General features: G+C 59.4%; 25 protein-coding genes and 2 tRNA genes. 15 read left to right on the top strand and 12 right to left on the bottom strand.

All coding sequences use genetic code 11. From position 1 onward, the window contains the following. Positions 1-22 precede the first annotated feature (22 nt). Entirely contained in the window at positions 23-1,000 is a 978-nt protein-coding gene (locus OF122_RS16250; protein ID WP_264225230.1) for an AbrB family transcriptional regulator, read from the top strand. Between the two features lie 21 nt (positions 1,001-1,021). On the opposite strand, the gene OF122_RS16255 is transcribed toward OF122_RS16250, so the two are convergent. After that, a complete protein-coding gene (locus OF122_RS16255; protein WP_264225231.1) occupies positions 1,022-2,674 on the bottom strand; it encodes an alpha-amylase family glycosyl hydrolase in 1,653 nt (550 codons plus the stop codon). Between the two features lie 105 nt (positions 2,675-2,779). On the opposite strand from OF122_RS16255, the gene OF122_RS16260 reads away from it, so the two are divergent. After that, the gene (locus OF122_RS16260; RefSeq protein WP_264225232.1) at positions 2,780-3,130 is read left to right on the top strand and encodes a cupin domain-containing protein; all 351 of its coding nucleotides are present in this window, start codon (positions 2,780-2,782) and stop codon (positions 3,128-3,130) included. A gap of 6 nt (positions 3,131-3,136) precedes the next feature. Here OF122_RS16260 and OF122_RS16265 read toward each other — a convergent pair whose 3' ends face one another. After that, positions 3,137-3,313 carry a YegP family protein gene (locus tag OF122_RS16265; RefSeq protein ID WP_264225233.1) on the bottom strand — a complete coding sequence of 59 codons (177 nt, stop codon included), beginning with the start codon at positions 3,311-3,313 and terminating at the stop codon, positions 3,137-3,139. Positions 3,314-3,541: 228 nt separating this feature from the next. Here OF122_RS16265 and OF122_RS16270 point away from each other — a divergent pair, with 228 nt between their 5' ends. Genes OF122_RS16270 through OF122_RS16280 form a run of 3 tightly spaced genes read left to right on the top strand, consistent with a single transcriptional unit; the run spans position 3,542 to position 6,708 of the window. Next, positions 3,542-4,963 (top strand): circularly permuted type 2 ATP-grasp protein, encoded by a 1,422-nt coding sequence (locus OF122_RS16270; RefSeq protein ID WP_264225234.1) that lies wholly within the window; start codon positions 3,542-3,544, stop codon positions 4,961-4,963. Then, positions 4,960-5,907 (top strand): alpha-E domain-containing protein, encoded by a 948-nt coding sequence (locus OF122_RS16275; protein WP_264225235.1) that lies wholly within the window; start codon positions 4,960-4,962, stop codon positions 5,905-5,907. Before OF122_RS16270 ends, OF122_RS16275 begins: the two co-directional genes overlap by 4 nt. Positions 5,908-5,919: 12 nt before the next feature. Beyond that, a complete protein-coding gene (locus tag OF122_RS16280) occupies positions 5,920-6,708 on the top strand; it encodes a transglutaminase family protein (RefSeq protein ID WP_264225236.1) in 789 nt (262 codons plus the stop codon). A 3-nt stretch (positions 6,709-6,711) separates the two neighbouring features. Here OF122_RS16280 and OF122_RS16285 read toward each other — a convergent pair whose 3' ends face one another. Then, positions 6,712-7,647 carry an AEC family transporter gene (locus OF122_RS16285; RefSeq protein WP_264225237.1) on the bottom strand — a complete coding sequence of 312 codons (936 nt, stop codon included), beginning with the start codon at positions 7,645-7,647 and terminating at the stop codon, positions 6,712-6,714. A gap of 120 nt (positions 7,648-7,767) precedes the next feature. Between OF122_RS16285 and glpK the strand changes: the two genes are divergently transcribed. The 6 genes from glpK (at position 7,768) to OF122_RS16315 (ending at position 13,371) form a co-directional block, all read left to right on the top strand. After that, positions 7,768-9,258 carry a glycerol kinase GlpK gene (gene glpK, locus OF122_RS16290; protein ID WP_264225238.1) on the top strand — a complete coding sequence of 497 codons (1,491 nt, stop codon included), beginning with the start codon at positions 7,768-7,770 and terminating at the stop codon, positions 9,256-9,258. A 102-nt stretch (positions 9,259-9,360) separates the two neighbouring features. Continuing rightward, the gene (locus tag OF122_RS16295; protein WP_264225239.1) at positions 9,361-11,154 is read left to right on the top strand and encodes an SLC13 family permease; all 1,794 of its coding nucleotides are present in this window, start codon (positions 9,361-9,363) and stop codon (positions 11,152-11,154) included. Positions 11,155-11,212: 58 nt separating this feature from the next. Beyond that, positions 11,213-11,713: an MgtC/SapB family protein gene (locus tag OF122_RS16300; protein WP_264225240.1), complete on the top strand. Its 501-nt coding sequence runs from the start codon at positions 11,213-11,215 to the stop codon at positions 11,711-11,713. 66 nt (positions 11,714-11,779) lie between these two features. Continuing rightward, a complete protein-coding gene (locus tag OF122_RS16305) occupies positions 11,780-11,962 on the top strand; it encodes a DUF3008 family protein (RefSeq protein ID WP_264225241.1) in 183 nt (60 codons plus the stop codon). A gap of 218 nt (positions 11,963-12,180) precedes the next feature. After that, the gene (locus tag OF122_RS16310) at positions 12,181-12,405 is read left to right on the top strand and encodes a hypothetical protein (protein ID WP_264225242.1); all 225 of its coding nucleotides are present in this window, start codon (positions 12,181-12,183) and stop codon (positions 12,403-12,405) included. A gap of 162 nt (positions 12,406-12,567) precedes the next feature. Then, positions 12,568-13,371 (top strand): aminoglycoside phosphotransferase family protein, encoded by an 804-nt coding sequence (locus tag OF122_RS16315; protein WP_264227688.1) that lies wholly within the window; start codon positions 12,568-12,570, stop codon positions 13,369-13,371. A gap of 54 nt (positions 13,372-13,425) precedes the next feature. Here OF122_RS16315 and OF122_RS16320 read toward each other — a convergent pair. From OF122_RS16320 to murA, 8 genes are all read right to left on the bottom strand, one after another. Next, positions 13,426-13,501: transfer RNA gene (locus tag OF122_RS16320), tRNA-Phe, on the bottom strand. 185 nt (positions 13,502-13,686) lie between these two features. Next, positions 13,687-13,896, bottom strand: a complete 210-nt coding sequence (yacG, locus tag OF122_RS16325) for a DNA gyrase inhibitor YacG (RefSeq protein ID WP_264225243.1) — start codon at positions 13,894-13,896, stop codon at positions 13,687-13,689. 2 nt (positions 13,897-13,898) lie between these two features. Continuing rightward, complete coding sequence (locus OF122_RS16330) at positions 13,899-14,540, bottom strand: Maf family nucleotide pyrophosphatase (protein WP_264225244.1); 642 nt, start codon at positions 14,538-14,540, stop codon at positions 13,899-13,901. Between the two features lie 21 nt (positions 14,541-14,561). After that, on the bottom strand, positions 14,562-14,780 hold the full coding sequence (gene infA, locus OF122_RS16335; protein ID WP_004435948.1) for a translation initiation factor IF-1: 219 nt from the start codon (positions 14,778-14,780) through the stop codon (positions 14,562-14,564). A 131-nt stretch (positions 14,781-14,911) separates the two neighbouring features. Next, positions 14,912-15,871, bottom strand: coding sequence for a UPF0262 family protein (locus tag OF122_RS19700; RefSeq protein ID WP_319019375.1), 960 nt, complete (start codon positions 15,869-15,871; stop codon positions 14,912-14,914). Then, entirely contained in the window at positions 15,871-17,163 is a 1,293-nt protein-coding gene (gene hisD / locus OF122_RS16350; protein ID WP_264225245.1) for a histidinol dehydrogenase, read from the bottom strand. The genes OF122_RS19700 and hisD overlap by 1 nt, the downstream gene beginning before the upstream one ends. Before the next feature lie 21 nt (positions 17,164-17,184). Then, positions 17,185-17,643 carry a DUF2948 family protein gene (locus OF122_RS16355; RefSeq protein WP_319019376.1) on the bottom strand — a complete coding sequence of 153 codons (459 nt, stop codon included), beginning with the start codon at positions 17,641-17,643 and terminating at the stop codon, positions 17,185-17,187. 55 nt (positions 17,644-17,698) lie between these two features. Next, the gene (murA, locus tag OF122_RS16360; RefSeq protein WP_264225247.1) at positions 17,699-18,991 is read right to left on the bottom strand and encodes a UDP-N-acetylglucosamine 1-carboxyvinyltransferase; all 1,293 of its coding nucleotides are present in this window, start codon (positions 18,989-18,991) and stop codon (positions 17,699-17,701) included. 391 nt (positions 18,992-19,382) lie between these two features. Here murA and OF122_RS16365 point away from each other — a divergent pair. The 4 genes from OF122_RS16365 (at position 19,383) to OF122_RS16380 (ending at position 20,980) form a co-directional block, all read left to right on the top strand. Next, positions 19,383-19,457: transfer RNA gene (locus OF122_RS16365), tRNA-Thr, on the top strand. A gap of 82 nt (positions 19,458-19,539) precedes the next feature. Next, positions 19,540-20,130, top strand: a complete 591-nt coding sequence (locus tag OF122_RS16370) for a hypothetical protein (protein ID WP_264225248.1) — start codon at positions 19,540-19,542, stop codon at positions 20,128-20,130. 134 nt (positions 20,131-20,264) lie between these two features. Beyond that, positions 20,265-20,594: a hypothetical protein gene (locus tag OF122_RS16375; RefSeq protein ID WP_264225249.1), complete on the top strand. Its 330-nt coding sequence runs from the start codon at positions 20,265-20,267 to the stop codon at positions 20,592-20,594. 65 nt (positions 20,595-20,659) lie between these two features. Continuing rightward, positions 20,660-20,980, top strand: coding sequence for a hypothetical protein (locus OF122_RS16380; protein ID WP_264225250.1), 321 nt, complete (start codon positions 20,660-20,662; stop codon positions 20,978-20,980). 6 nt (positions 20,981-20,986) lie between these two features. On the opposite strand, the gene OF122_RS16385 is transcribed toward OF122_RS16380, so the two are convergent. After that, positions 20,987-23,293, bottom strand: a complete 2,307-nt coding sequence (locus tag OF122_RS16385; RefSeq protein WP_264225251.1) for a Tex family protein — start codon at positions 23,291-23,293, stop codon at positions 20,987-20,989. Between the last annotated feature and the right edge of the window lie 31 nt (positions 23,294-23,324).

Below are 23,324 nucleotides of genomic sequence, written 5' to 3' on the forward strand. Positions count from 1 at the left end.
TATCGGCTCGCTGGCGATCAGCATGCTGGGAGTTCCAGGCGGGATGCTGATGGGCGGGGCGCTCGCGGTTTCAATTGCCGCGCTATCGGGTTTTCCGGCGACAATGCCCAACGGGCTGCGCAATGTGTTTTTCGTATGCGTCGGGCTCTCGATGGGGGCCAATGTGGCACCCGACACCCTGCAGCTGATCGGTCAATGGCCGATAACGCTCGGCGCTCTGGCACTGGAACTCGTGGCCATCGTTCTGGTCTGCGGCATTGTCCTGCGCAGATTATTCAAGTTCGACACAGGAACCGCTTATCTTTCGTCGTTTCCTGGCCATTTGTCTTTCGTCATGGCGCTGGCTTCGACGGGTGTCGGCAATCCAAGGCAGATCGTCATCATTCAGGTTCAAAGAGTGATGTTTCTTACTCTGTTTGCACCGATCGGCGCTCTGTTCCTGCCCGTGGGTCATTACGCTGGGGCGGGCACCGATTTGATGGACCTCACGACGCTCGCCATGGTGGCGGCGGGTTGCGCCTTTGTGGGCTGGGTGTTCACGCGGCTCAAGATGCCGGCGGGCTATGTGCTGGGGTCGATGGCATTTGCGACGGTGATGAAACTGACCGGCCATTTCGACGGCTCGTTGCCACCGATCCTTGTCGATCTGACCTTCTTGGGTATGGGCGCATTGATCGGATCGCGCTTTGCCGGCATGACACGCGCCGAATTCATGCAGGCTGCTTTGGGCGGCACTGTCGCCACGGCGATCACCGTGGCGATAACCACCGCCTTTGCGGTTGGCATCAGTTTTTTCGTTTCCATGCCAATTGGCCAGATCTGGCTCGGGCTCTCGCCGGGCGGGCTGGAATCGATGGGGGCGTTGGGTATCGCGCTTGGGTATGACACAGCGTTCATCGCTGCACATCACGTGTCGCGATTGCTGATGCTGACCATCGCCATTCCGCTGGTGGTCATGCTGGTTAAGGGACGCCAGGCTCAACCGGCCCTTCGGTCGTAAGTCTGCGGACGTGGCGCAAGCTCACCCCTTGGACAGGGTGAGCGATATGGCGGCTGGATCGAAACCGGTCCCACATTCGATAATGGCAAAGCCGTTGCCTTCGAGCTGGAGCGCATTTCCCTGCAGTGCAACACCGTTTGAAACGTGAGCCAGTATCGCCAAGTCGGGCAGTCCCCTGATTGAGAGGGCGCGGGGCTTGGCGGACAGGTTGAAGACGCAGACGAGCGCGTCCTGACCGCTATGGCGTGAAAAACCGAGGATCGGTTCCTTGACGTTGTGGAAAGCGATCTCGCCATCGATCAGCGCAGGGTTGTCCTTACGGTATTTCAGGACGGCTCGATAATAGTGGAGGAGCGAATCCGGATCGGCTTCAAGCGCCGCAACGTTACGCTTCAAATGCGCCCCCTTGACCGGTAGCCAGGGTTTGACCTCGGAGAACCCTGCATGGATCTCGTCGGTCCATGGCATGGGCGTACGGCAGCCATCACGGCCCTTGTTGTCTGGCCAGAAGCGCAGCCCCGGCGGATCGGTCAGTTCGGAATATTCCAGTTCGGCTTCGGGCAATCCAAGCTCTTCGCCCTGATAGATGCAAGCGGAGCCCTTGAGCGAGAGCAGCAGGGCTGCCGATTGCCGCCCAAGAGAATCCGGGGTGACTGCGTGGGCCTCCCAGCGGGAAATGTGCCGATTCACGTCGTGGTTGGAGAAACTCCAGCACGGCCAGCCATCAGGAGCGCCCGCAAAGAATTTTTCAACCCGCGAACGAAAATGGCGCGGCGTGAATGTGGGGCCGAGCATGTCGAACGAATAGCACATGTGCAAAAGATCGTCACCGGCGGTATAGGCCGCCATGATTTCGATGGCCCGATGGGCCTCGCCCACCTCGCCAACCGTGGTCGTACCGGGGAACTCATCAAGCAGGGCCCGCACGCGCTTGAGAAAATCGATGTTTTCCGGGCGGTTCTTGGAGAACTTATGGAACTGCATACCGTAGGGGTCGGCTTCGAGCGGGGTTTCCTTTTCCCTCGGCGCCGGCGGGTTGGAGCGCAGTTTCTTGTCGTGGAAATAGTAATTTACGGTGTCGAATCGGAAGCCATCGACACCGCGCTCGAGCCAGAAGCGCATAGCTGCCAGCACTGCGTCCTGCACATGCGGATTGTGGAAATTGAGGTCTGGTTGGGAAATCAGGAAATTGTGCAGGTAGTACTGCCGGCGCGTGCCGTTCCATTCCCAGGCCGGGCCGCCGAACACCGACGGCCAATTGTTGGGCGGGGAGCCGTCGTCCTGGGGATCGACCCAGACATACCAGTCCGAACGTGGATTGGTGCGCGAGGATTTGGATTCGATGAACCAGGGATGCTTGTCGGATGTGTGGCTGACCACCTGGTCGATTACCACCTTGAGGCCGAGTTCGTGAGCTTTTTCGATCAGCGCATCGAAATCGTCAAGTGTGCCAAACAGCGGATCAATGTCGGTATAGTTGGAAACGTCATACCCCATGTCGGCCATCGGCGAGGTGAAGATCGGCGAAAGCCAGATCGCATCCACGCCCAGCGAGGCGACATGCTCGAGCCTGTCGAGGATGCCCCGCAGATCGCCGATCCCATCGCCGTTGCTGTCCTGAAAGGAGCGCGGGTAAATCTGATAGATCACCCCGCCGCGCCACCACTCGCTCATATGATATTCTCCAGATCGTTCAATAAGGCTGTCGGTTTCAGGCAACGGGCCACGTCCTAGAAGAGTTGCACCGCGCGGCGGCGCATAAACAAGGAGAGTTTAAACATGCCTCATATTCTCAGAGCGACGGACCGTCCCGAAGGGGCGTCCAGAACGATCAAGTTCGAGGGCGGCGAATATGGTGCCGACGTTTCGTTTTTTGCGGTGGTCGCAGAACCGGGGAAGCGGGTGGGACTGCATATTCACCCCTATTCCGAGACCTGGATGGTGCAGGAAGGCACCGTGCGCTTTGTAGCCGGAAGCCAGACCGTCGAGGCCGGGTCCGGTGACATCATGGTTGTCGAACCCGAGACGCCGCACGGGTTCGAAAATATCGGGGACGGCCTGCTCAGGATGATGTGCATCCATGACGGGCCGCATATCATCCAGACCTTTCTCGATCCTGCCGACGACTAGGCCGCGTCAGGTCTGGTCGTCGAGCCCTGCGTCGGGAGCATTCTTGCGAATGGACTCGATTGCGCTCTGGGCAGAGGCCTTGGCCTTATAGCCCTCTGAGGAGAACATCACTTCCCCGTTGGACGCCCGAAAGCGGAACCGGAACTCTCCGGCCTTGTCCTTGTAAACCTCGAACTTGTACATCTTTGTGCTCCCTCGATGCCCGACGGCGAGCGCTCGAAGACGTCGCCGCTTTTTCATCTACCAGCCTACAATTGCCCAAAACAATTGTGCAGGCAAGCCGGGGAATATCCGACCGTTAGGCACTATTATTGCCGTTGCTCACGGGAGCGCTGGACGACGCAAAATAAATATGCACCAATGAGATATGCGTCGGGAAGGTCGCACACTGTCATCGCACAAAGAAGGCGTATGAGCGAAGCAAAGTATTTCGACGAGATGCTCAATGCGGACGGATCAGTCCGCGAACCTTACCGCATATTGGGTGAGTGGCTGGACGGACAGCCCAAGCAAGCCCTCAAGCAATTGTCGCAAGATGCAGAAACGATCTTCCGTCGTTTAGGCATTACTTTTGCAGTCTATGGCTCAAACGAGTCGACCGAGCGACTGATCCCGTTCGATGTGATCCCCCGGGTGATCGCCGCGCAGGAATGGCGCCGCTTGGAAAAGGGAATCGAGCAGCGCGTCAAGGCGCTCAACATGTTCCTGTGGGATCTCTATCACGGCCAGGACATCATCCGCGCAGGGCGTGTTCCGGAAAAGCTGATCATCCAGAACGAAGCTTTTTGCCCGCAGATGATGGGGCTAAACCCGCCCAAGGGAATTTATTCCCACATCATCGGTGTCGATATCGTGCGCACCGGACCTGACGACTTTTATGTGCTCGAGGACAATCTGCGCACGCCTTCGGGCGTCTCCTACATGCTGGAAGACCGTGAAGCGATGATGCATCTGGTCCCAGATCTGTTTCACAAGCTCAAGGTCGCACCGGTCGAAACCTATCCGGAAAACCTGCGCCGCACGATGGAAAGCGTTGCGCCGGACAATTGCACGGGCAATCCCAATCTCGTCGTGCTGACACCGGGCATCTACAATTCAGCCTATTTCGAGCATTCGTTTCTTGCCGACCAGATGGGCGCCACCCTTTGCGAAGGGCAGGATCTGTTTGTTGATGGAGGCAAGGTCTATATGCGAACCACGTTGGGGCCGCAGCGCGTCGACGTGATCTATCGCAGGATCGATGATGATTACATCGATCCTCTGACGTTCAAGGCCGATTCCATGCTCGGCGTGGCCGGGCTGTTCGATGCCTATCGGGCCGGCAACGTGACACTGATCAACGCGCCGGGTACGGGGATTGCCGACGACAAGGCGGTCTATACCTACCTGCCCCAGATCATAGAATTCTATCTGGGCGAAAAGCCGATCCTGAAAAACGTGCCCACCTATAATTGCACCAGCGACAGCGAACGCGCTTACGTGCTGGAAAATCTCGAGCATCTGGTGGTCAAGGAAGTTCACGGCTCGGGCGGATACGGCATGCTGGTCGGCCCGGCCTCGACCAAAAAGCAGAGGACCGAATTTTCCGAAAAGATCAAGGCGCGGCCCGACAATTACATCGTCCAGCCGACGTTGGCGCTTTCGACCTGCCCGACTTTTGTGAGCAAGGGAATCGCGCCGCGCCATGTCGATCTGCGGCCCTTCGTTCTGGTCGGCGACAAGATCAGAATTACACCTGGCGGGCTGACGCGGGTCGCGCTCAAGCAAGGATCATTGGTGGTCAATTCCTCGCAAGGGGGTGGCACCAAGGACACCTGGGTGCTCGAAGAATGATGCTGGGACGCTCTGCTGCCAATCTGTTCTGGATGTCGCGCTATGTCGAGCGGGCCGAAAACATGGCCCGGCTGCTCGAAGTGGGCTATCGCATGAGTCTGACCGAGCGCAGCGAGGATGGCTCGAGCGAATATTTGCTCTCCATGCTGCAAGCAGCCGAGGCCGAAGAGGCGTTCAAGAAAAAGCACGATACAGTCGACGTCGCCAGCGTCGCCCATTTCATGCTGTTCGATACCGACAACCCCTCGTCGGTCAAATCCTGCCTCTTCAACGCGCGGACTAACGCCAAGTCGGTCCGCACCGAAATCACCACCGATATGTGGGAAAGCCTCAACGGCACATGGTTGGAGTTTTCGCAGGTTCAGCCGCGCTATGTGTTGGGCAACAAGCTCCCCAGTTTTCTGCAATCGGTGAAACAGAGCTCGAACCAGTTTCGCGGCGCGCTGCTCGGCACGTTGATGCGCACCGATGGTTTTGCATTTGCGCAGACAGGCGGGTTTATCGAGCGGGCGGATAACACGGCGCGAATTCTAGACGTCAAATATTACGTCCTCTTGCCGCGCTCCTCCATGGTGGGCGGCGATGTCGATATCCAGCAATGGACGATGATCCTGCGCGCGGCATCGGCGCACCGCGCTTATCGCCATATTTATCACGACCGCTACAAGGCCTGGAATATCTCCGATTTTCTTATCTTTAGAAAGGAGATGCCTCGGTCCCTCGCCTTTTGCAGCACTTCTGTGGTGGCCATGCTGGGGATGCTGGAGCAGATTTACGGCGAGCCGTCGGGTTGTCACGACGAGGCGATCAAGATGGCGCAGTTCCTTACCGCAGGCGACATGAGCAAGGTTTTCGACCAGGGACTGCACGAATATCTCACCGGCTTTATGGCGGCCAACAACCAGCTTACGAATGCGATTTCGGAAAGTTACAATTTCTACTGAGGGGGCGGACCCATGCGCATATCGATACGCCACGAGTTCCGCTTTGCACTAAGCGAGGGGCTGGCACATGCTGTCCAGCACCTGCTTTTAAGCCCTGTCGAAACGGCATCGCAATCGGTTGTCGAGTGGTCCATCAAAATGGATGGGATCGAAGCTGCTGCAAGCTTTACCGATGCTTTCGGGAACAAAGCCCACCTTGTCAGCCAACATCGCCCTGAAAACGATTTGTTCATTTCGGTTTCGGGCGTCGTGGAGACTACCGATACCAACGGCGTGCTCGGCCGGGTGGCAGGCGAGCCGAATGTATCGCTCTTCAAACGCTTGACGCCCCAGACCAGGCCGAACGGCAATCTGGTCAACCGGTTGAAGGCGCACGCCAAGGCGGGAATGAGCGGGGTCGAACTCCTACACTGGCTGATGAACCGACTGCACGAAGCGCGCGAGACGGCACCCGAAGAGGACGACGATACACCCGAGATTGTGGCGGAGGACCATGCTCATGTGTTCGTGGCCGCTGCACGCGGCGTGGACATTCCGGCGCGGTTCGTCACCGGCTATGTGCTGGCCGAGGATGGCGCGCCGGCGCGGCTGCACGCATGGGCGGAAGCCTGGGATGACGGGCTGGGCTGGATCGGGTTCGACCCGTCAGCCAATCTGTGCCCGACGCCGGCCTATGTGAGAATTGCCTGCGGACTGGACGCGGAAACGACGGCGCCGGTCCGGCTGGCGCCAGAACTTGCCCGCAGGACCGAAGACACGATCCGGATTGCCCAGGTCATGGTGAACCAGCAGCAACAGTAGCAGTCAGGCGCCCAGGAGCAGTAGCCAGCCGGTTATCGTGAAGACCGAAAGCACCGTCGAGAGCAGGATGGTGTTGGCGGCGACGTCCATGGCCCGGTTGTAGTAGGTTGCAAAAATGTAGACGTTGATCCCTGCAGGCATTGCGGCCAGGAGGACACCATAACGGGCGAGGTGCGGGTCTACACCGAGAATTGGCACCATGACGATCCATGCGATGGCCGGATGAACCACCAGTTGCATGGAGGTGGTCATCAACGCCTGTGCCCAGGTCTCGCCAAGCCTGTATTCATTGAGAGCGCCACCGAGGCCGAACAGGGCGACGGGCATAACCGTTCCGGCCAACAAGAGCGTGACTTCGTCCGCGACCCCGGACAGTTGGAGCCCGAAAAGATTGGCCAAGAGCCCGAGCGCGATACCGATAAGAATGGGATTGGCCAGTGACTTCTTGAGCCCCTGAAACAGCGCGACGGAAACCTTGCCGCCATCGCGACGCGCCAGTTCCATGACGAACATACCAACTGTCATCAACACCGGCGCATGAAGCCCGATTATGGAATAGACGATCGGCATCGCCTCGTCGCCGTAGGCACGCTGCATGATCGGGATGCCCACCAGAACGGTGTTGGTAAACATCGCCGAAAAGCCCACGGCAACCGCTTCGCCCGGTCTGCGCTTGAACACTCTGGCTGCGCCGACAGCGCCCAATGCAAGAACCGACAACGCGCCCAAGTAGAAGGGGCCGATAATCGAAGGATTGAATGCTGCGGAAAAATCCACATCGATCATCGCTCTGAACAGAAGGCAGGGCGTGGCGAAATTGTTAACGTAGGCAATCAACCCGCCAACGCCGGCGCGCGGATAGAACTTGACTCTGACGGCGAGGTATCCGAGCCCGATCAGAATAAAGACAGGGGCGATGACGTTCAGAACGGAAAGCATGCGCAAGGCTTTGGCAAGGCGGGACAAAACTAAAAGACATGGAAAGACCGAGCGCGTCAATCTTTACGCCTCGGGCTGTTTGAGGCACGGTCCATTGCAATCGATAATGGAGGAGACGCGATGGGGAGCCATATTCTGGCCATCGACCAGGGCACGACGTCAAGCCGGGCACTGATTTTTGACGAGGCCATGAAAGTTGTCGGTCAGGGTCAGAAGGAGTTCCGACAGCACTTTCCCCAAAGCGGCTGGGTCGAACACGATCCCGAAGACATATGGGAATCGGTTATTTTTTCCACGCGCGCAGCGCTGAAGCAGGCCCGGCTGAAAGGCGAAGATATTGCGGCCATCGGGATCACCAACCAGCGTGAAACAACACTGGTGTGGGACCGGAAGACCGGCAGACCCATTCACAGGGCCATCGTCTGGCAGGACCGCAGGACGTCCGATATCTGCAATCAACTCAAATCAGCCGGCAAAGAAACCCTTGTCACCCAAAAGACCGGCCTGCTGCTCGATCCCTATTTTTCCGGCACGAAGATCAAATGGCTGCTTGATACGGTCGAAGACGCGCGAGGGAAGGCCGAGGCGGGGGAATTGGCGTTCGGGACCGTCGACACCTACCTAATCTGGCGACTGACTGGTGGCGCCGTGCACGCGACAGACGCCACCAATGCCAGCCGTACGCTGCTTTTCAACATCGAAAAGGGCGCGTGGGACGACGAGTTGCTTGCGCTGTTGGAAGTGCCAGCCGCCATGCTGCCGGACGTCCTCGATTGCGACGACGATTTCGGACATACCGAGCCGGAGATCTTTGGCAAGCCCATTCCCATTCGTGGCGTTGCCGGCGATCAGCATGCGGCGGTGATCGGACAGGCCTGCTTTGCGCCGGGCATGATCAAAGCGACCTACGGCACCGGTTGTTTTGCCGTGCTCAATACCGGCGACACGCTCGTGCGGTCGCAGAACCGGCTGCTGACGACCATTGCGTACCGGCTGGGCGGCAAAACGACATACGCGCTGGAGGGCTCGATCTTTGTGGCCGGAGCGGCGGTGCAATGGCTGCGCGACGGGCTCAAGATCATCGGCAAGGCGTCTGACTCGGGGAGGCTCGCGATCGGCGCGGATGCCAATCAGGACGTCTATCTGGTACCGGCCTTTGTCGGGTTGGGAGCGCCCTACTGGGATGCTGAGGCGCGGGGCGCCATGTTTGGACTGACACGCAATACCGGACCGGAGGAATTCGCCAAGGCAGCACTGGAAGCCGTCTGTTATCAGACCGCCGACCTGCTCGACGCAATGCACAAGGACTGGAATGGCCATGCAGCGGCAACAGTACTCCGAGTCGACGGCGGTATGGTCGCGTCGGACTATACCATGCAGTTTCTCGCTGACATCCTCGATGCACCGGTCGATCGCCCGCACATGCTCGAAACCACGGTTCTGGGTGCAGCATGGCTGGCCGGACAGGCCATCGGACTATGGCCGGATCAGGAGGCGTTTTCCAAAAGCTGGGCGCTTGAGCGTCAGTTCGTGCCTGAAATCGACAGCGCGTTGCGCGAGAAAAAGCTGGCCGGTTGGCGCGATGCGGTCAGACGCACACTGTCCGGATGATAATGTTCTGCCATTCCGCCTAAAAAAGAAAACCGAATTGTTTCTCACTGCTTTCCAATACAGGCTGGCATCGAATAGAGTGCGCCGTGGACTGAGCGGAGGGTGCATTTGTTCGCTAGCCTGATTGAGCCCTACGGCGCGCTGATCGTGGGAGTGGTCGTTGTCGGTCTCTTTATTGCGTTTGCCCGAGAATGGCGCTCGCCAGAGGTAAGTGCAGCCATCGCGGTTTCCGTCCTCATTCTTCTCAACATTGTTTCGGTCGACGATCTACTGGGGGTGCTTTCCAACAGCGCCCCCGCCACGATCGCCGGCATGTTCGTGATCTCGGCGGCGCTGGTGCGCACGGGAGCGCTTGAGAGTTTCGCGACGTGGGCCACGGCCGGTGCAAAAAAGCACCCCTATCGCAGCCTGCTTTCCTTCTTGCTGGCCATAGCGGTGATGTCGGCATTCATGAACAACACGCCACTGGTGATGATGATGATTCCAGTTGCCGTGGCGATGGCGCGGGAAATGGATACGCCGGCCTCGAAATTACTTATCCCGGTTTCGTTTTCGGCCATACTGGGGGGCACATGTACGCTGATCGGGACCTCGACCAACATCCTCGTCGATAGCGTGGCGCAAAGGAACGGCATGGAACCGTTCCACATCTTCGAGATGGCCCCGGTGGGCATCACCGTCGCCGTGGCCGGTATCGTGACGATGTTGTTGGCCCGCGGTCTGCTACCCGATCGAACGACTGTCTCGTCGATTTCGCTTTCGGAGGCGAGCAAGAAATTCGTGCTCGAGGCCGTGATCGAAGACAATTCCCCCCATGTGGGCAAAAAGGCCCGCGAGGTTGCGGCGTTCAACCGGTCCGACCGGCAGCTTATCGACGTCCTGCGGGCCAGCTTTTCCTTGCGCAGGCACATTCAGGATGTGGTCCTGCAGCCCGGCGATGTCGTGGTGCTGCGCACATCGGTGGCCGAACTGCTGTCGATGAAGGAAGAAGGCGATCTCAATGTGCCTGAATCCGAACACATGCAGTCCCTCGGCAGCCGAACCTCCTCGATCGTTGAGGTGCTGATGGGGCCAAGCTCGGGAATTTTGGGCAAGACCCTGAAACACTTGCGCTTGCGCCGGCGCTACGGCGTTTATCCCCTGGCTCTGCATCGCCGCGGTGCCAATCTCGCCGAGCGGTTCGAAACCGCTCCCATTGAGGTTGGCGATACCCTGTTGATCGAGGGGGCACCCGAAGATTTGCGGCGCATGGTAGAAGACTATGATCTTGTCAATGTTTCCGAGCCCGCCGAGCGCGGTTTCCGCAGGGCTCGCGCTCCCATTGCAATCGGCGTGCTGATTGCCGTCGTTGTCGGGGCGGCACTGGGGTTGATGCCGATTGCCGGGCTGGCGGTGATCGGGGCAGCCACGGTGCTGGCCACCCGCTGTGTGGAACCCGACGAGGCCGTGCAGGCCGTCGATTGGAGAATCCTTGGCCTCATCATTGCCATGCTCGGTGTTGGCGTGGGCATGGAAAATGTTGGACTGATCGAGAATATCGTTCAGGTCATCGCGCCCTATCTGGTGGCCCTCTCACCCCTGTTCGCACTGGGCGTGGTCTATATTCTTTCCTCCATAATCACAGAAATCGTGACCAACAATGCCGTGGCGGTGATCGTCACCCCTGTGGCGATAGGGCTCGCCAGCAGTCTCGGCCTCGATCCACGGCCCTTTGTGGTGGCTGTCATGTTTGCTGCAAGCGCCAGCTTTCTCACCCCGATCGGATATCAGACCAATACGCTTGTCTATAGCGCGGGCGGATACAAGTTCTTCGACTTCGTGCGCATCGGAGCGGTGATGAACGTAGTGGTCTTCGCTATCGCCATGATTATGATTCCTATCGTCTGGCCCTTCTGACTTCTGGAACTTCCGGACGCCAAGCGCGTTTCTACCGGATATTTCGGGGGTTCGATCAATGGAAGATTTACTGGCGCTGGGGGGCAATCCAACTCACGAGCCGTTTGCCTTGATTGCCGTTCGGTTGCTCGTTGCAGCGGTGCTGGGCGCGCTGATCGGGCTCGAACGCGAGATCAAGAAACATCCCGCCGGTTTGCGCACGCACATGCTCGTTTCCACGGCAGCCGCCTCTTTCACGATCATGACCTTCGAAATTTATCACGAGATGGTCGATTTGGACGCCGACACCATCGCTCGGCTCGACCCCATCCGTGTCATTGAGGCCGTAACGGCGGGCGTTGCTTTTCTTGCGGCAGGTGCCATCATCCGCTCTGGGACCGATATCAAGGGTTTGACCACGGGAGCCGGGCTCTGGATGGCCGGTGCAATCGGTGTTGCGGCTGGCTCGGGGTTCTTTTCGGTCGCTGTTCTGGCGACGGTGCTGGCGCTTGTTATCACGATGGTGCTTGGCCAGTTCGAGAAGCGCTTCCTTGAGAACAAACACAAGGATAAGCGCTAGGTCGCCGATTCCTTGGGAACCGGGTTTCAACAGAGCCATTTCTCCTGTTCAGCAAGGAGAATTAAGATGCCAGCCAAATCCAAAGCACAGCAAAAAGCAGCAGGTGCTGCCCTATCTGCAAAACGCGGTGAGATGCCGAAGAAGGATCTCAAGGGCGCTTCACGCGACATGGTCGACTCGATGACTGAAAAAGAGCTGGAAGAGTTCGCTTCGACAAAACGCGAAGACCTTCCCAAAAAGAAGGCCTAGTTGCCGCCATGTGCGGCCCTTGTCCTGTGCCCGATATTGGCCAGAGGCCGGTGTTACTGGCACCCGCGCCGCTAAAAAGCGTTTAAAATCCGGACAACTTGCTTCAAGCGGACTTTACCATGGGAGGCTAGTCTTGTGCGCAATTGGGGGGATGCGCTGGTCCGACTCATCCGCACTTTCTACCCGTAAGTGCGCGCAGACAGCACCGGAGACGCCCAATGCCGACAGCATACTTACTGGCCAAGGACCGCATTGAGCAAGCAAGGGCCATGCTGGCCAACGAGGTCTGGTTCGATGCAGGGATGGATCATCTTCTCAGCGTCGCACTGGCTAGGCTCGACGAACTGGACGCTGGCCTTTCTGACGATGCGCCGAAGGTAGTGCCGAATCCCTCCCAAGCCTCTCCCCGTATCAGGCTGATGCCCTGGCTCGACAAACCGTAACGGTGCATCATTTTGGCGGAACCAGACGGCGCGCCCGAAATTTGCTAGAAAGTGTGTGTATCGAACCGACAGTGATTCTTTTCCCGGCGCGCGCCCAAACGCTTTCCACAGGGGGTTCCGATCGGCACCGCACCGCACGACACAGTCCTCAACAAGGCTGCCATCCGCTGGAGCCTTTCCAAGCTTACCCAAGTGGCTGAGACCTCCGAAGCCTGGACCTATAAGGTGCAGCGCGACGACAACAGCCCCGCGGCATTGCGTATCTACAGGCCAGGCGTTGGAAGCCCTGAGAGGTCCGGCAGCCTGCTCGAATGGTATCGCGGGGATGGAGCCATACGCCATTTCGGCACCGCCGAGAATGCAGTTCTGACCGAGTGGGCAGAAGGCAGGATGCTGTCCGAACCCGCGCTGGACGGAAAGGATGCGCAGGCAACAAATGCAATCGCCAATCTGGTGGGCATGCTGCATGTCAGCCGCCCCAACGAACCAGAGAACCTGGTGCCGTTGCGTGAGTATCTGAGCGATTTTTTTGCCGCTGATGTCCGGATATGGCCCGATACGGCGCGCGACCTATATGCGCGCTCGGTGGGCATAGCCTATGCGACGCTCGATAAACCCGCAGCCGAAATTCCGCTGCATGGCGCCGTTCATCACGACCGAATCGTACTGGCGGAGCGAGGTTGGATCGCGCGGGCGCCCGTAGGCCTTTGGGGCGATCCGGCTTATGATCTTGCAGCCAGCTTCCTGCACCCATGGGGGAAGGTAGAGCTTGCGGCCGACACGATACGGATCAATGCAATGGCCGATGCCTTTGCGGCCAAACTCGGCCACAAGCGCAAGCGCATCCTCGCGTTCGCCGCGATCTATGCAGCCAATTCAGCCTGTCAGGCACTCGCAGCCGGAGAGTCCATCAACTGGCATCTGGCCGTGTTGCCAAACTTGCTGGCGGTTTACGATCTGGCGTGAGCCGGCCTCTGCAAGAGAGCCGCGCAACTGACTGGTCCTTGTACGTTTGGAAAGTGGTGCCCAGGGACGGAATTGAACCGCCGACACGCGGATTTTCAATCCGCTGCTCTACCAACTGAGCTACCTGGGCATCTGTTTGGGCCTCTTGCGGGGCCCGTGTTGGTGGCCGGGTTATAGGCAGTCAGGTTCGGGCTGTCCAGCGTCCCGAGAAGAAATTTGTGGGCAGTCCGTACTTTTTCGCAAAGCTTGTTCCAGACCTCCCCAAAACCATGGATATACCACCGCCAGATTGCTCGCTTGACGGCACGGACAGCCTCAATCCTCATCGTCCGACGGACTCGAATCTGCGTCGTCCTCGTCGGCCGATGATGCTGCGCCCGGGATCACATAGGTGCCCTTGAGCCAGCGATTGAGATCGACATCGGCGCAGCGGGCCGAGCAGAAGGGGTGGAACTGCTGCACTGAGGGCTTGTTGCAGATCGGGCACGGTTTTGGCGTGCGCAGACGCGTTATGTTGTCGGGCATGGCTAGACCCCTGGCAGTGTCGTCGCGTTGAGCCAGTTGAACTGGACGGGATAGCCCTCCCCGGTCAAGAGGCCGACGGTTTCAAACAGCGGCAAGCCTACGACAGCGGAATAAGACCCGCTCAGTTTGACCGCAAAGGCTCCCGCGATGCCCTGAATGGCGTATCCTCCGGCCTTGCCATTCCACTCGCCGCTGGCCAGATAGGCTTCGATTTCCTTATTGGAAAGGCGCTTGAAGCGGATGCGGGTATCGACCAGGCGCTCGCGGGCATGTCCGGATGCCGACAGAACACACACACCGGTAAACACCCGATGTGCGCGGCCCGACAGGAGCCGAAGGCAGCTTGCCGCCTCGTCCATGGTTTCCGCCTTGGGCAAAATCCGACGGCCGACGGCAACGACCGTATCGGCGGCAAGGATCACCGATTCAGCCGCCAATCCGGCCAGGCGCGCCTTGTTGCGCACCTCGACCGCCTTGGCATGGGCGAGGCGCTGGGCCAGACGGCGCGGCAGCTCACCCTTTTCCGGTGTTTCATCCACATGCCCGGGAATCAGGTGGTCGGGTTCGATGCCGATCTGGTTGAGAAGCGCGAGCCGACGCGGCGAGGCCGAAGCGAGAATGAGTTCGGGGCGTCTGCTGGACACTATGGGCTCACGAGGCAGGGTTTACTTGAAGCGGTAGGTGATGCGACCCTTGGTCAGATCGTAGGGTGTCATTTCCACGAGCACCTTATCGCCGGCCAGAACGCGAATACGGTTCTTGCGCATGCGCCCGGCCGTGTGAGCGATGATCTCGTGTTCGTTCTCGAGCTTAACGCGGAATGTCGCGTTGGGAAGCAATTCGGTGACAACGCCCGGAAATTCGAGCACTTCTTCCTTTGCCATTCTTTCTCCTGATATTGCCCCATGACTGATCGCGAATGCGGACCGAGGCCTTCCAAAGGCCCGCACTCAACTGCGGGGCGCGATTTGGCGCGCAAACTAAACGCAAACGCAGATAATTGAAAGTCCCTGATTCAGGCGCTTTTTCCAGCCCTTGCAAGCATAGGTTCGAGCGCGGTGCGCAACTTGATGTCCATGGTGTCGCGCAACTCACGGTAAGCGCCCAAAACCACGTCGCGACTGCCTTCCATCTCGGATGGATCGGCGGGCGACCAGTGTTCCATGACTGCGGCCTCAAGCCCGCGATCGGCCACCGCCTTTTTTGCATCATCGGCCAGGGTCACGATGATGTCGAAATTGGAAGCCACCAATTCATCCATCGTGTGGGGAGTGTGGACCGACATATCGATACCGACTTCTTCCATCACCTGGTGGACAAAGTGGTCGACCTTGCCCGAGCGTACGCCGGCAGAGCGGGCAACGAGGCGTCCGGGGAAATGTTTGCGGGCCAGCGCCGCGGCAATGGGCGAGCGCACCGAATTCATCGAACACACGAAAAGAATCGTCGGCAGCTCGCTTTCCTGCTCGGTCACCCGCGCTGCATAGGGCTGTACAGCGCAGATCAGTGTGAAAAGCCGGCGGGCGGTTTCGAGATCCATCACCAGCTTGTTGTTGAGCCGCTCGATCAGAAGTTCGGCGGCCTGATTGTGCAGGCCGCGCCGGCCCATATCCACCGCTTCGATCTGGAAGGTCGACGCCGAGCGGATCGCTTCATAATAGCTTTCGCGGATGCGGAAATAGTCCCGGATCAGACTTCTGAAGGGGGTGAGTGAAAGATAATGCGCGGCAATCGGGCTGAAGGTTTCGGGGTGCCGGACGTCGAGCACAATATGGTTGTGGATGATCGACAGGTGCAGGGCGTACGGGCCCTTGGCCGTGACCCGTGCGGGATAAAAGCGATTGGAATCAATCAGGTCATAGATGGCAACGCGCCATTCATGAACTTCGTCGGGATCGACCGAGGTTATGGTTGTAGGGTCAAGCGTGACTGTGACGATCCTGTCGGTTTCGGGATCGAAGGGCCGCTTATCCATCAGCGGTTGAGCCTTATCGAGACCGATTTTCCGTGGGCTTGGAGCCCCTCGGTTTCTGCCAGTGTGACCGTGGCGTCGGCAAGCTCTGCCAAAGCCCCGGGCGTGCAGCCCAGAATCGAGGTACGCTTGACGAAATCGAGCACGCCAAGCCCGGATGCAAAGCGCGCCGAGCGCGCCGTCGGCAGGACGTGGTTGGAGCCCCCCACATAATCGCCGATCGATTCGGGGGTGTGATGGCCAACGAAAATAGCGCCCGCATTGCGAATTTTGCCGATCCACGGTTCGGGATCATCGAGCGCGAGTTCCACATGCTCTGATGCGATGCGGTTGGCGAGCGGCATGGCCTCATCGAGAGTGCCTACAGTGATAATCGCGCCGAACTCCTCCCAACCCTGTCGGGCATTGTCGGGCGCCCGAAGCGTTGCCAATTGCCGCTCGACTTCTGCAAATACAGAACGCGCCAAAACCGGATCGGTGGTCAGAAGGATCGATTGCGCCCCTGCTCCATGCTCGGCTTGAGCCAGAAGGTCGGCCGCGACCCAGGCGGGGTTGGCCGAACCATCGGCGATAATGAGCACCTCGGAGGGCCCCGCAATCATATCAATGCCCACCGTACCGAAGACCTGGCGCTTGGCGGCGGCCACATAGGCATTGCCTGGCCCGGTGATCTTGGCAACGGGGGCGATGGTTTCGGTGCCGAAGGCCAGTGCCGCAATCGCCTGGGCTCCCCCGACACGGTAAATTTCCGAAACACCGGCGATTTTTGCCGCGGCAAGAATGGCGGGATTGACCATACCGTTCGGGGTGGGCACCACCATGGCCAGCCGCTCAACGCCCGCCACCTTGGCTGGAATGGCGTTCATGAGCACCGAGGACGGGTAGGACGCCAGTCCGCCCGGCACATAGAGCCCTGCGGCTTCAACAGCCGTCCAGCGGCTTCCCAGCGTAACGCCGATCTCATCAGTGTAGACGTGATCGACAGGCATCTGCTTTTCGTGATGGGCAGTAATGCGTTTGTGCGCAAGCGTCAGCGCATCGCGAATTTGGGGCGAAACGGTTTCGTAGGCCGCATCGATTTCGTCGGCCGAGAACCGCATTGTTTGCGGCGTAAGCTCCAGCTCGTCGAATTTCCGCGTCAGATCGATCAGTGCGGCATCACCGCGTGCCCGCACATCAGCAATGATGGCCGCAACAGTTGAACCCACCTCGACCGATGCTTCACGCTTGGAGCCAAGAAGTGTCTCGAAGGCCTGCGCAAAGCCCGGTTCAGCGCTTGAAAGAAGTGCAGTCATGACTAGCTGATCGCGCCCCGGTCAGTCGACGTCGTGCTTGGGCTGGGCCCTGGCGGCCCACACCCCGCCGAGATCGCGAAGACGCGCTTCGAGACATTCAGCGTCGAGCCGCACCCTGCCACCGCCCGCAAAGGTAAGCAAGACCTGCCCCGCAGGCGCATCGGTCGGCTCAAAGGTCACGGCGAGCAGTTCAAGAACGCCATCCTTGGAATTGAGATCGAACCCTTCAGCATGCGCCGCGGTAACGTGATCGAAATGCAAACCGGCCCGCTTGCGTTGACCGCGCTTATCACCAGCTTCCCAGGCATAGCGGTTCATGAGCAGCACGAAGCGGCGGTCATTTTTGGAATAGCCCATGTCGCCGACCCTGACGACAGCATCCTGTACGTGGGCGGAAACGATCTCGAGGTCTTCGCTGTCGAGCGCCAAAAGCTTGAGGTCGGTCATGGTGGCCTTGGGTAGAGGATCGATGGAGGTCATGGCCAACATCTGGGCATTTGCCGCCCAAAGTGCAAGCGCATTCTGCCTCTCATGCTTAACCGGCGATCCGCTCTATTTCGGCTCCGCACCGCGAAAGCTTGTTTTCGAGGCGTTCGAAACCGCGGTCGAGATGATAGATGCGATTGACCACCGTTTCGCCCCGCGCCGCCAGCCCGGCAATGACCAGAGAGACCGACGCGCGTAAATCGGTCGCCATCACCTGAGCGCCCTTGAGCTCGGGAACACCGGTCACGGTCGCAGTCTGTCCGTCGACGTGGATGTTGGCGCCAAAGCGCGCCAGCTCGGCCACATGCATGAAGCGATTTTCGAAAATGGTTTCCTTGATGGCCGACACCCCGCTTGAGCGGGCCATGAGCGCCATGAACTGGGCCTGCAGGTCGGTCGGAAATCCGGGAAAAGGATCGGTTTCGACATCGACCGGCATGATGCCGTTGCCATTGCGTCTGATGCGCAATCCATTCTCTTCAGTTGAAACGTCAACACCGGTGCGGACCAGTACGTCGAGCGCCGCCTGCAACAGCTCGGGCCTTGCATTGCGCAGGAACACCTCGCCACCCGTCATCGCCGCCGCGAAAGCGTACGTTCCGGTTTCGATCCGGTCGGGGACCACCTCGTGGATCGCGCCGCCGAGCTTTTCTACGCCTTCGATAACCAGCCGCCCGGTGCCGATGCCGGAGATTTTCGCGCCCATGGCCACAAGGCATTCAGCCAGATTGGTCACTTCGGGCTCGAGTGCCGCGTTTTCGATGACTGTGGTTCCCTCAGCAAGGGTTGCCGCCATCATCACAACATGGGTGGCGCCAACGGAAACCTTGGGGAACCGAACGCTTCCGCCCTTCAGCCTGCCGCCGGGCGCTCGGGCCAGCACATAGCCGGCATCGATGTCGATTTCGGCGCCGAGTTGACGCAAGCCGTCGAGATAAAAATCCACCGGCCGCGTGCCGATGGCGCAACCGCCGGGAAGCGATACTTTGGCCTGACCCTCTCGGGCCAGAAGTGGACCGATGACCCAGAAGCTGGCGCGCATAGTCGAGACCAGATCATAAGGCGCTGTCGTATCGACGATATCGGAGGCCGTGAAGGTGATCCGCTGCCCGCCCATTTCGGTATCGCCGCGACGACGGCCATGCACCGCTATATCGACGCCGTGATTTTCAAGGATGCGTTCGAGTTGCTTGACGTCGGCGAGGCGCGGCACATTGACGAGAACCAAGGGTTCTTCAGTCAAGAGCGAGGCGATCATCAGGGGCAAAGCCGCGTTCTTGGCGCCCGAGATGTGGATTTCGCCATTGAGCTGATTGCCACCCACGATGCGGATGCGGTCCATATGGCACTCCTTGGATAGGGAACTATTCGCGAATCGCACTCGAAAAGGCGATGCGGAGTTTGAAGCTGTTGGTAACGCAGCCCGGAACAGGCTGCAAGAAAGGTGAGATCAGGTATCTTTCTTCTCGCCCGGCAAAGGTTTTGAGGTGCCCGCCCCCTCTTGTTGTTCCGTATCGTTGACAGGCGCGGTCCGCGCCCTGGCCTGTGCTTTGCGGCGACGAAGGTTTTCCCTCAGCTTTGCGGCCAATCTTTGGTCACGATCTGAATTGGACATGGGCTGGACCCTGGCGGACATATTTGGTGCTCTAGTGACAGTTTTTTGCCCTTGCGTCCACAGAAGGCCTGTGGCAGTAGAGGCCCGCATTCAGATGGCCCCGGCCATTCATGCCGGCGCTGCTGTAGCTCAGTGGTAGAGCACTCCCTTGGTAAGGGAGAGGCCGACAGTTCAATCCTGTCCAGCAGCACCATTTCTTTCCCGGTCGATCGATACCTCATCTTCAACGCAACGTTGAGCTTTTGCAGTGCGTTATCGGGGAAAGGAGAATGTTTATGGATAAATTGAGTGTCACCGCAGCCGCCGTATTAATGGCTTCGCCCGCCTTTGCGCAGGTGGCGCCCCCGGTGACGCCTGTCGCCGAGGACGTGACGGTGGTTCCTGGAGAAGTCGAGGCCCCACCCCCAGGTGCTGACGATCTGGACGAGCCGGTGTCCGACAATCCTTATTACGATGACCGCTCGACCGCAGCGGCGGTCATTGAGTCCCTCTACAATGCCATCAGCCGATCGGAATATCTGCGCGCTTGGTCCTATTTCACCCATGACGATGACAATGATCTGCAAGCCGATTTCGAGGCGTTTGCATCAGGGTATGAAAATACCGAGTCCGTGCAACTGGTCGTGGGGCCCGAAGTCACCGAGGGAAGCGCCGGCACGATTTATTATACGATCCCTGCTGCCATCGAAGCGACAATGACAGACGGCACGACCGCAAGTTTTGCTGGGTGCTATACGCTCCGGCTGGCCGAGCCTGCCGTGCAGGCCATGCCACCTTTCAGACCAATGGCCATCACCGAAGGCAAACTCAGTGCGGTCGAAGGACAGCTTGAAGACATCCTTCCGGGAAGCTGCGAGGCGCAATAGCAGCCCTGCCGCGGCGATACTGCGACAGTTGAGCAACAAACGAGGGTCCGCTTGCACGGAGCGGCGAGAGGGATATTGAGGCGCCCCCCCGATTTGCAGTTGAGTAGCGCCATGTTGTGGGCAGGGTTTTTGCAATGCGCGTTTCGGCAGCGTTGGTGACGGGCGTTCTGGGGATTGGCGTTGCCAGTCCTTTACCCGCCCAAGGCTTTTCCAACATAGAGGCCATCAACCGGTGCGATGCGTATGTCGAGAGCGCCATCAGGCCCGAAATCAGCGATAGCTTCAAAGAGCGCTACAAGATCACCTGCTATTTCGGCCTCATCGACCCTTTGATCCACGAGGATCACGAAGGGGTTTGTCTTCGCACCTCTCGCGCTTTTCCCGGCAGGGCCGGCGAGTTGGCCGAACTCATGTGCCTGGGGGCCTACCAGACCTATCTCGACGAAGCGGGGGTCGCGCAGTAGAGGCTACGGAACCGCGCACCGGCTCTGATCGTTGAAGACTCCGTGTCCTTGCATGGAGAACCGCTATGGCCAATTTCAGTCTAACGAACGGGGTGGAGAAACCCATCAAATCGCAACTGCGCGAATTGCGGCAACAGTTGAACTCGATTTCCAAAAGTCTTGCTGATCACGGCTTGGATTTCGACGACCTTGCCGACGAAGCCGAAGATTTCGTGCACGGTACGCGCAAGAATGCCCGCCGCGCCGCAAGGCATGCTCGCAAGGATATAGACGTACTCTCGCGCGCCGCGCACAAGGCTCCGGCCAGCGCCGGTGCGGTTCTGGTGGTGGCCGCTGCCGTCGGATTTGGCCTAGGCTATCTCCTGCACATAGCGCAGAATCACTGATCGGGCCTATTTCTCCCGGCGCAGAGCATTGGCCAGCGCAGCCCCCAGAGCGCCTTGTGAAGGCGCCGGTGCAGGCTGGGCCGCCTTTTTCGACCGGAGCGCGTTGTGTGCGGGGAGACCCGCTTGCGCGCTTCGCTCCGGCGCTGCATCACTGCGCATCGAAAGGCTGATGCGTTTTCGTTTCGCGTCAACTTCGAGCACCTTGACCTTGACCACATCGCCGGCCTTCACGACCTCGTGGGCGTCCTTGACGAACCGGTCGGCGAGTTGGGACACGTGAACCAGCCCATCCTGATGCACACCGATATCGACAAAGGCGCCAAAGGCGGCGACGTTGGTCACCGTGCCCTCCAGCATCATTCCAGGCTTGAGATCGGAGATTTCTTCGATGCCGTCAGCAAATGTTGCGGTCTTGAATTCGGGGCGCGGATCGCGGCCGGGTTTTTCGAGTTCTGCGAGGATATCGCGTACCGTGGGCAATCCGAACGTGTCATCGACAAAGGCGCGCGGATCGAGCTTTTTGAGAGTGGCGCTGTCTCCCATCAACTGGCGAATATCGCGCCCGCACGCTGCAACGATCTTTCGCGCCACGCCATAAGCTTCGGGATGGACCGAGGAGGCATCGAGCGGTTCGGCGCCATCGCGTATGCGCAGGAACCCGGCCGCCTGTTCGAACGCCTTGGGTCCGAGTCGGGCGACCGATAGCAGATCCTTGCGCGCGGAGAACGCTCCGTTGGCATCACGATGGGCGACGATGGCTTCGGCCAAGGACGTTCCGAGCCCTGACACCCGCGCCAGCAGCGGCGCTGAGGCCGTGTTGAGGTCAACGCCCACCGCGTTCACCGCATCCTCCACCACGGCATCAAGCGATTTGGCGAGCCGATACTGGTCCACATCATGCTGATACTGACCGACGCCGATCGATTTGGGTTCGATCTTGACCAGTTCTGCCAAGGGATCCTGCAGACGGCGGGCGATGGAAACCGCGCCGCGTAGCGAAACATCGAGATCAGGGAGTTCTTTCGAGGCCGTCTCGGAAGCCGAATAGACCGAGGCGCCAGCTTCGCTGACCACCACCTTAAGCGGCTTGGGCGCGGGGATCATCGAGAGCATGTCGGCGACCAGCCGCTCGGTCTCACGACTGGCCGTGCCATTGCCGATGGCGATCAGATCGACCTTGTGCCTTGCAACCAGAGCTATCAGGGCGGCAAGGCTGCCCTGGATGTCGTTGCGCGGCTGGAACGGATAGATGGTTGCCGTGTCGAGCACCTTGCCGGTGGAATCCACGACGGCCACTTTAACGCCGGTGCGGATGCCGGGATCGAGCCCCATCGTGGCCCGGTTGCCGGCGGGCGCAGCCAGGAGCAGGTCCTTGAGATTTCGCGCAAAGACGGTAATGGCCTCGTCCTCTGCCCGCTCGCGCAGCCGCCCCATCAGATCGACCGAGAGGTGCAGCCAGAGTTTGACCCGCCAACTCCAGCGCGCCACATCCATCAGCCACTGGTCTGCAGCCCCGCCATCGGCGCGGATGCCGAAGTGGGCTGCGACCATGGTTTCGGCAGGCTTGTATTTGCCCTCGGCGTCAGCGTCGAGCTCAAGATCGATAGCCAGCACCTCTTCATTGCGCCCGCGCAGCATGGCCAGCGCCCGATGGCTGGGGACTTTGGACCAGGCTTCAGTATGATCAAAATAGTCGGAAAACTTGGCGCCCTGTTCCTGTTTTCCCTCGACAACTCTGGCGCGGAGCATGGCCTTGCGCTCCATGTAATTGCGCAGCTCGCCAATCAGGTCCGCGTCCTCGGCAAAGCGCTCGGCGAGAATGTCGCGGGCACCTTCGAGCGCCGACTTGGTATCGGGCACATCAGTCGAGATGTACTTTTCCGCCTCAAGGAGCGGGGTGAGCATGCGGTTTTCAAAAAGAGCGTCAGCCAGGGGCTCCAGGCCGCGCTCGCGTGCGATCTCACCCTTGGTACGGCGCTTGGGCTTATAGGGGAGATAGATGTCCTCGAGCTCCGATTTGGTCATGACCCGGGCGATCTGGGCCGACAGTTCGCTGGAGAGTTTGCCCTGTGAATCGATCGACTGCAGGATGGCTGCGCGGCGCGCTTCAAGCTCACGCAAATAGCTCAGCCTTGTTTCCAGCGTGCGCAACTGGGCGTCATCGAGCCCTCCAGTAGCCTCCTTGCGATAGCGCGCGACGAAGGGAACCGTTGCCCCACCATCAAGCAGGTCGACCGCCGCCTTGACCTGTTCGGGACGGGCGGAGATTTCTGTTGCGATGAGACCGGCGATGGCTTTTGCAATGTTGGTCATGGGTATCCGGGACTGGTCAAAAGATTGCGCG

It is taken from the genome of Pelagibacterium flavum, from assembly GCF_025854335.1.
Taxonomy (GTDB): Bacteria; Pseudomonadota; Alphaproteobacteria; order Rhizobiales; family Devosiaceae; genus Pelagibacterium; species Pelagibacterium flavum.

Coding starts and splice junctions, on each gene's coding strand:
- OF122_RS16270 (WP_264225234.1), top strand. CDS start 3,542: ATGAGCGAAGCAAAGTATTTCGACGAGATGCTCAATGCGGACGGATCA.
- OF122_RS16300 (WP_264225240.1), top strand. CDS start 11,213: ATGGAAGATTTACTGGCGCTGGGGGGCAATCCAACTCACGAGCCGTTT.
- OF122_RS16305 (WP_264225241.1), top strand. CDS start 11,780: ATGCCAGCCAAATCCAAAGCACAGCAAAAAGCAGCAGGTGCTGCCCTA.
- OF122_RS19700 (WP_319019375.1), bottom strand. CDS start 15,871: ATGGATAAGCGGCCCTTCGATCCCGAAACCGACAGGATCGTCACAGTC.
- murA (WP_264225247.1), bottom strand. CDS start 18,991: ATGGACCGCATCCGCATCGTGGGTGGCAATCAGCTCAATGGCGAAATC.
- OF122_RS16310 (WP_264225242.1), top strand. CDS start 12,181: ATGCCGACAGCATACTTACTGGCCAAGGACCGCATTGAGCAAGCAAGG.
- OF122_RS16265 (WP_264225233.1), bottom strand. CDS start 3,313: ATGTACAAGTTCGAGGTTTACAAGGACAAGGCCGGAGAGTTCCGGTTC.
- OF122_RS16275 (WP_264225235.1), top strand. CDS start 4,960: ATGATGCTGGGACGCTCTGCTGCCAATCTGTTCTGGATGTCGCGCTAT.
- OF122_RS16255 (WP_264225231.1), bottom strand. CDS start 2,674: ATGAGCGAGTGGTGGCGCGGCGGGGTGATCTATCAGATTTACCCGCGC.
- OF122_RS16285 (WP_264225237.1), bottom strand. CDS start 7,647: ATGCTTTCCGTTCTGAACGTCATCGCCCCTGTCTTTATTCTGATCGGG.
- infA (WP_004435948.1), bottom strand. CDS start 14,780: ATGGCAAAGGAAGAAGTGCTCGAATTTCCGGGCGTTGTCACCGAATTG.
- OF122_RS16370 (WP_264225248.1), top strand. CDS start 19,540: ATGGATAAATTGAGTGTCACCGCAGCCGCCGTATTAATGGCTTCGCCC.
- OF122_RS16385 (WP_264225251.1), bottom strand. CDS start 23,293: ATGACCAACATTGCAAAAGCCATCGCCGGTCTCATCGCAACAGAAATC.
- OF122_RS16250 (WP_264225230.1), top strand. CDS start 23: ATGCTGGGAGTTCCAGGCGGGATGCTGATGGGCGGGGCGCTCGCGGTT.
- yacG (WP_264225243.1), bottom strand. CDS start 13,896: ATGCCCGACAACATAACGCGTCTGCGCACGCCAAAACCGTGCCCGATC.
- hisD (WP_264225245.1), bottom strand. CDS start 17,163: ATGACTGCACTTCTTTCAAGCGCTGAACCGGGCTTTGCGCAGGCCTTC.
- OF122_RS16375 (WP_264225249.1), top strand. CDS start 20,265: ATGCGCGTTTCGGCAGCGTTGGTGACGGGCGTTCTGGGGATTGGCGTT.
- OF122_RS16260 (WP_264225232.1), top strand. CDS start 2,780: ATGCCTCATATTCTCAGAGCGACGGACCGTCCCGAAGGGGCGTCCAGA.
- OF122_RS16380 (WP_264225250.1), top strand. CDS start 20,660: ATGGCCAATTTCAGTCTAACGAACGGGGTGGAGAAACCCATCAAATCG.
- glpK (WP_264225238.1), top strand. CDS start 7,768: ATGGGGAGCCATATTCTGGCCATCGACCAGGGCACGACGTCAAGCCGG.
- OF122_RS16355 (WP_319019376.1), bottom strand. CDS start 17,643: ATGACCTCCATCGATCCTCTACCCAAGGCCACCATGACCGACCTCAAG.
- OF122_RS16280 (WP_264225236.1), top strand. CDS start 5,920: ATGCGCATATCGATACGCCACGAGTTCCGCTTTGCACTAAGCGAGGGG.